At 73.2% G+C, this 5439-nt stretch carries 7 protein-coding genes; all 7 read right to left on the reverse strand.

The window, feature by feature from the left end:
- Positions 1–209: 209 nt before the first annotated feature.
- Positions 210–644 (reverse strand): transcription antitermination factor NusB, encoded by a 435-nt coding sequence (gene nusB, locus ACZ3ZD_RS35845; protein ID WP_467407220.1) that lies wholly within the window; start codon positions 642–644, stop codon positions 210–212.
- A 2-nt stretch (positions 645–646) separates the two neighbouring features.
- Entirely contained in the window at positions 647–1213 is a 567-nt protein-coding gene (gene efp / locus ACZ3ZD_RS35850) for an elongation factor P (RefSeq protein ID WP_280888353.1), read from the reverse strand.
- 49 nt (positions 1214–1262) lie between these two features.
- Positions 1263–2369, reverse strand: coding sequence for a M24 family metallopeptidase (locus ACZ3ZD_RS35855; protein WP_467407223.1), 1107 nt, complete (start codon positions 2367–2369; stop codon positions 1263–1265).
- Positions 2370–2452: 83 nt separating this feature from the next.
- The gene (locus ACZ3ZD_RS35860) at positions 2453–3358 is read right to left on the reverse strand and encodes a Pro-rich N-terminal domain-containing protein (RefSeq protein ID WP_467407225.1); all 906 of its coding nucleotides are present in this window, start codon (positions 3356–3358) and stop codon (positions 2453–2455) included.
- A gap of 178 nt (positions 3359–3536) precedes the next feature.
- Entirely contained in the window at positions 3537–4628 is a 1092-nt protein-coding gene (gene aroB / locus ACZ3ZD_RS35865; RefSeq protein WP_467407227.1) for a 3-dehydroquinate synthase, read from the reverse strand.
- Positions 4625–5134 carry a shikimate kinase gene (locus ACZ3ZD_RS35870; RefSeq protein ID WP_467407231.1) on the reverse strand — a complete coding sequence of 170 codons (510 nt, stop codon included), beginning with the start codon at positions 5132–5134 and terminating at the stop codon, positions 4625–4627. The genes aroB and ACZ3ZD_RS35870 overlap by 4 nt, the downstream gene beginning before the upstream one ends.
- Before the next feature lie 5 nt (positions 5135–5139).
- The coding region (locus ACZ3ZD_RS35875; RefSeq protein WP_467407233.1) for a chorismate synthase at positions 5140–5439 on the reverse strand (300 nt) is incomplete at its 5' end.

Consider the following 5439-nt stretch of genomic DNA (forward strand, 5'->3'; position numbering starts at 1 on the left):
CGGGGCCGGCCCCCGCCGCCGCGGGGCCCCCCCCCCCCCCCCGGCACAACCCCCCCCCCCCCCCCCCACCCCCGGGCCGGGGGGGGGCCCCCCCCCCGGGGGGCCCCCCCCCCCCCGGCGGCGTTTTCCCCGCGTTCCCGCTGCGGGTACGTCGAAGGGCCCGCAGCACGGGCGTGCTGCGGGCCCTTCGACGATGGTGTGTCGGGCGGTCAGGCCTCGTCCCGGCGCAGGGACGGCTTGAGCTCCTTAAGGCGGCCCAGCAGGCCGTTGACGAACGAGGGCGACTCGTCGGTCGAGAACTCCTTCGCCAGCTGCACCATCTCGTCCAGGACGACGGCGTCCGGGGTCTCGTCGACCCAGATCAGCTCGTACGCGCCCAGCCGGAGGAGGTTGCGGTCCACGACCGGCATACGGTCGAGCGTCCAGCCCACCGCGTACTGGGCGATCAGCTCGTCGATCCGCCTGGCGTACTCGGCGTAGCCCTCGACCAGCTGCATGGTGTACTCGCTGACCGGCGGCTGCCGGGTGTCGGACCGGGAGAGCCGGACCCAGTCCGCGAGGACGGTCAGGACGCCGACGCCGCGCTGGTCGCCCTCGAAGAGGATCTGGAAGGCGCGCTTGCGGGCCGTGTTGCGGGCAGCCACGGTTAGCTGTTCACCCGGCCGAGGTAGTCGCTGGTGCGGGTGTCGACCTTGATCTTCTCACCGGTGGTGATGAAGAGCGGGACCTGGATCTGGTGGCCGGTCTCCAGGGTGGCGGGCTTGGTGCCACCGGTGGAGCGGTCGCCCTGGACGCCCGGCTCGGTCTCCTGGACGACCAGCTCGACGGCGGCCGGCAGCTCGACGAAGAGCACCTCGCCCTCGTGCTGGGCGACGGTGGCGGTGAAGCCCTCGATGAGGAAGTTGGCGGCGTCGCCGACGGCCTTGCGGTCGACCATCAGCTGGTCGTACGTCTGCATGTCCATGAAGACGAAGTACTCGCCGTCCATGTACGAGAACTGCATGTCGCGCTTGTCGACAGTGGCCGTCTCGACCTTGACACCGGCGTTGAAGGTCTTGTCGACGACCTTGCCGGAGAGCACGTTCTTGAGCTTGGTGCGCACGAAGGCGGGGCCCTTGCCGGGCTTGACGTGCTGGAACTCGACGACGGACCAGAGCTGGCCGCCTTCGAGCTTGAGCACCAGGCCGTTCTTGAGGTCGTTCGTGGAAGCCACGGTTGCGGAATCTCCTGGACTGACGTACGACCCCGGCGCACGCACCTGTCTAGAGGGCGAGCAGCTCCTTGGTCGTGATGGTGAGTAGCTCGGGTCCGCCGTCCGCCTCGGGGCGTACGACGAGCGTGTCATCGATCCGGACTCCGCCCCGGCCCGGGAGGTGGACCCCCGGTTCGACGGTGACCGGCACGCAAGCGTCCAGTTTACCCATGGCTGAGGGAGCCAGCTGCGGGTCCTCGTCGATTTCGAGTCCGATCCCGTGGCCGGTCAGCGGTTGCAGGGCCTCCGCATAGCCCGCCGAGTCCAGTACCTGACGGGCCGCGCGGTCGACGTCACGGTAGGCGGCGCCGGGTACCAGGGCCTCGCGTCCGGCGCGCTGAGCGGCGAAGACGAGGTCGTAGAGCTGGATCTGCCAGTCCGCGGGCGAGGTGCCGATGACGAAGGTACGGCCGATCTCGCAGCGGTAGCCGCGATAGGTGGCGCCCAGGCACACGGAGAGGAAGTCGCCCTCCTCCACCCGCCGGTCGGTGGGCCGGTGACCGCGGCGGCCGGCGTGCGGTCCGGTGGCCACGGAGGTGGGGAAGGCCGGCCCGTCGGCGCCGTGGTCGACCAGGCGCCGCTCCAGCTCCAGCGCGAGGTGCCGTTCGGTGCGGCCGACCAGGATGGACTCCAGCAGCTCGCCGAGGGCCTGGTCGGCGATCTCGGCACCGATGCGCAGACAGGAGATCTCCTCCTCGTCCTTGACCACCCTGAGCTGCTCGACGGCCCCGCCGAGGTCGGTGAGACGGAGCTTCGGGGCGACGGAGGCGACGGCCCGGTGCCGGGTGACGGTGAGGTGGTGTTCCTCGACCGCCAGGGAGTCGGCGTCCTGACCGGCGGCCAGGCCGGCCGCCGCGACGGCCGCGTCGCCGTCGTTCACCGGGAGGACGTGCAGGCGCAGGTTCTCGTCCGGCCGGCCCTCGTAGGGGCGGTCGTCCGGCGGGCCGGCGCAGACCAGGACGTCCTCGCGCCGACCGAGCAGCAGGGCGGCGCCCTGCGGGGCCGCGGCGGCGAGGTAGCGGACGTTGGCCGGGCGGGTGACGAGCGCTGCCGCGGTGCCGGCCGCGTTGACATGGTCCCTGAGCCGGGATCGGCGGTTCGCGTACACCTCTGACATGAGATGAGCGTAGGAGTTTTGTGCGGTTTGTGCCGATTCGTAGGGGCCGAGTGGGGTTGCGGGGCAGGTGGCGGGCGGTGCGGTCACCAGCTCGGTGGGCTCGCGATCGCCCGGGCCAGGACCTCGTCCAGCACGCGGGCCGTGCCGGGGACGTCGAGCTGGGAGTTGTCGATGATCGGCAGGCCCGAGCCGTACCAGCCGGCCATGCGGCCGTGGATGCGGGCCACCTCCTCGTCGGTGAGGCGGCGGTTGCCGGTGCGTTCGGCGTTGCGTTCCAGGACGATGTCCAGGCCCGGCAGGAGGACCACCGGGAGCAGCCCGGGCCCCACGTGCCGCTTCCAGCCGCCGAGGCCCACGACCGGGCGGTCCGGGAAGACGGCGTCGTCCAGGATGCAGGAGATGCCGTTGGCGAGGAAGTTGCGGGCGGCGAAGCCGCAGGTGCGGCGGGCCAGGCGGTACTGGGCCTCGGAGTGGTCGTTCCAGCCGGACTGGGGGTCGGCGAAGCCCGAGCGGACCCATTCGCGGACGTCGTCCAGGCTGATGTGGGCCGTGGGCACGCGGCGGTGGTCCGCCCAGTACTTGGCGACGCTGGTCTTGCCCGCGCCGGCCGGGCCGATGAGCAGGACGGCGAGGGTGGTGGCCGCCGGGTCCGGCGCGGTGGCCGCGGCGGGCTGCGCCGCGGGGGCGCCGACCGGGCCGCCGGGTGGCAGCGGGACGTGCCCGGTGGTATCGGGGGCCGGGCCGCCGGAGGTGTGCTGCGGGGGCGGTGGCACCGGCCCGGATGGGGCCGGGGGCTGCTGCGGGGCGGGCGGCACGGGGCCCGAGGGAGCCGGGAAGCCCGGCACCCCGGGCGGTGGGGGCACCGGGGCGGTCCCCTGGGAGGTGCCCGGATGCGCGCCCGGTTGGTGTGCGGCCGGCGCCCACCCGGTGCCCGGTCCCTGCCCCGGCTGGTGGGGCGGCGGCAGCGGAGACCCCACTGCGTGCTGCATCCGTTGCCACTCCGTCTCGTACAGGCGATGCGTGCCGGCGGCGGGGCCTGCCCCGCTCGCTACCGAACGGTACCGTCCCCGGCCGTCCTTTGGTGAAACGGCCGGGGGCGGCCCGAAGTGCCCGGTGGGCGAGGGGAATCGGAGTCGGAAACCGGATACAGGGGGGACGGTCCGGGACCTACTGGCCGACCTCGCCGTAGGCGGCGAGGAGGACGGCCGGGTCCGGGCCCTCCAGGACGGTCGGCCTGGCCAGCCCGTCCAGGACGATGAAGCGCAGCAGGTCGCCACGGGACTTCTTGTCGACCCTCATCGTCTCCAGCAGCTTGGGCCACTGGTCGTAGCGGTAGTGCAGCGGCAGGCCGACGGACTCCAGGACGGTGCGGTGCCGGTCGGCCGTCGCATCGTCCAGTCGGCCCGCCAGACGGCCCAGTTCGGCGGCGAAGTGCATGCCGACGGCGACGGCCGCCCCGTGCCGCCACTTGTACCGCTCGTTCTTCTCGATCGCGTGGCCGAGCGTGTGGCCGTAGTTGAGGATCTCCCGCAGGCCCGACTCCTTCAGGTCCGAGGAGACGACCTCCGCCTTGACCCGGATCGACCGCTCGATCAGCTCGGCCGTGTGCGGGCCCGCCGGGGTGCGGGCGGCCTCGGGGTCGGCCTCGATCAGGTCCAGGATCGCCGGGTCCGCGATGAACCCGGCCTTGATGACCTCGGCCAGCCCGGAGACGTAGTCGTTCACCGGCAGGGAGTCCAGGGCGGCCAAGTCGCACAGCACGCCGGCCGGCGGGTGGAAGGAGCCGACCAGGTTCTTGCCCTCGGCGGTGTTGATGCCGGTCTTGCCGCCGACCGCCGCGTCCACCATGGCCAGCACGGTGGTGGGGACGGCGATCCAGCGCACCCCGCGCAGCCAGGTCGCGGCGACGAACCCGGCCAGGTCCGTGGTCGAGCCGCCGCCGACCCCGACGATGGCGTCGGTACGGGTGAACCCGCACTGGCCGAGCGCCTTCCAGCAGTAGGCGGCGACCTCGGCGGTCTTGGCCTCCTCGGCGTTGGGGACCTGGATGGCGACGGCCTCGAAGCCCTGCTCGGCCAGATCGGCGCGCAGCGCCTCACCGGTCTCGGCCAGCGCCTCCGGGTGGATCACGGCGACCCGCTTGGCCTGTTCCCCGATCAGCCCGGGGAGCTCGCCCAGCAGCTGACGACCCACCAGCACCTCGTACGCGTCGGTGCCCGCGGTGCCGGCGACCGGGATCCGGGTGACTGCCTCGCTCATACCTGCTTCAACTCCAGTGCGTCCCATGCCGCCTGCGTGACCTCTTCGGGGGTGCGGCCGTCCGTCGCCACGACGGCGGTGGCGACCTCCTCGTACAGGTGCCGCCGGGCCTCCATCAGCTCGCGCCACTGCTTGCGCGGGTTGACCGCGAGCAGCGGGCGGGCCACGTTCAGGCCGGTGCGCCGGACGGCCTCCTCGACCTCCATCGACAGGTAGACCACCCGGTGCCCGGCCAGCAGCGCCCGGGTGTCCGGGTCCAGAACCGCCCCGCCGCCGAGCGCGACGACACCCGGGTGCTCGGCGAGCGCGGCCCGTACGGCGGCCTTCTCCAGCGCGCGGAAGGCCCCCTCGCCCTCGTCCACGAAGATCTCGGCGATCGTGCGGCCCTGGGCCGCCACGATGTCCTCGTCGGTGTCCCGGTAGCCGACGCCGAGACGCTCGGCGAGCAGTCGGCCGACGGTGGACTTGCCCACGCCCATCGGACCGACCAGCACGACCGCGGGCATGCCGCTCACCTGATCGCCAGACTGTCGAGGTACGACGTCACGTTGCGGCGGGTCTCCGGCACGGAGTCGCCGCCGAACTTCTCCGCGACCGCGTCCGCGAGCACGAGCGCCACCATCGCCTCCGCGACGATCCCGGCCGCCGGGACGGCGGAGACGTCGGAGCGCTGGTGGTGGGCCTGGGCGGGCTCGCCGGTGGCCACGTCCACCGTCCGCAGCGCGCGCGGCACGGTCGCGATCGGCTTCATCGCGGCCCGCACCCGCAGCAGCTCACCCGTGGAGAGGCCGCCCTCGGTACCGCCCGAGCG

Source organism: Streptomyces sp. NPDC023481, assembly GCF_055560195.1.

Coding starts and splice junctions, on each gene's coding strand:
- ACZ3ZD_RS35855 (WP_467407223.1), bottom strand. CDS start 2,369: ATGTCAGAGGTGTACGCGAACCGCCGATCCCGGCTCAGGGACCATGTC.
- ACZ3ZD_RS35870 (WP_467407231.1), bottom strand. CDS start 5,134: ATGCCCGCGGTCGTGCTGGTCGGTCCGATGGGCGTGGGCAAGTCCACC.
- aroB (WP_467407227.1), bottom strand. CDS start 4,628: ATGAGCGAGGCAGTCACCCGGATCCCGGTCGCCGGCACCGCGGGCACC.
- ACZ3ZD_RS35860 (WP_467407225.1), bottom strand. CDS start 3,358: ATGCAGCACGCAGTGGGGTCTCCGCTGCCGCCGCCCCACCAGCCGGGG.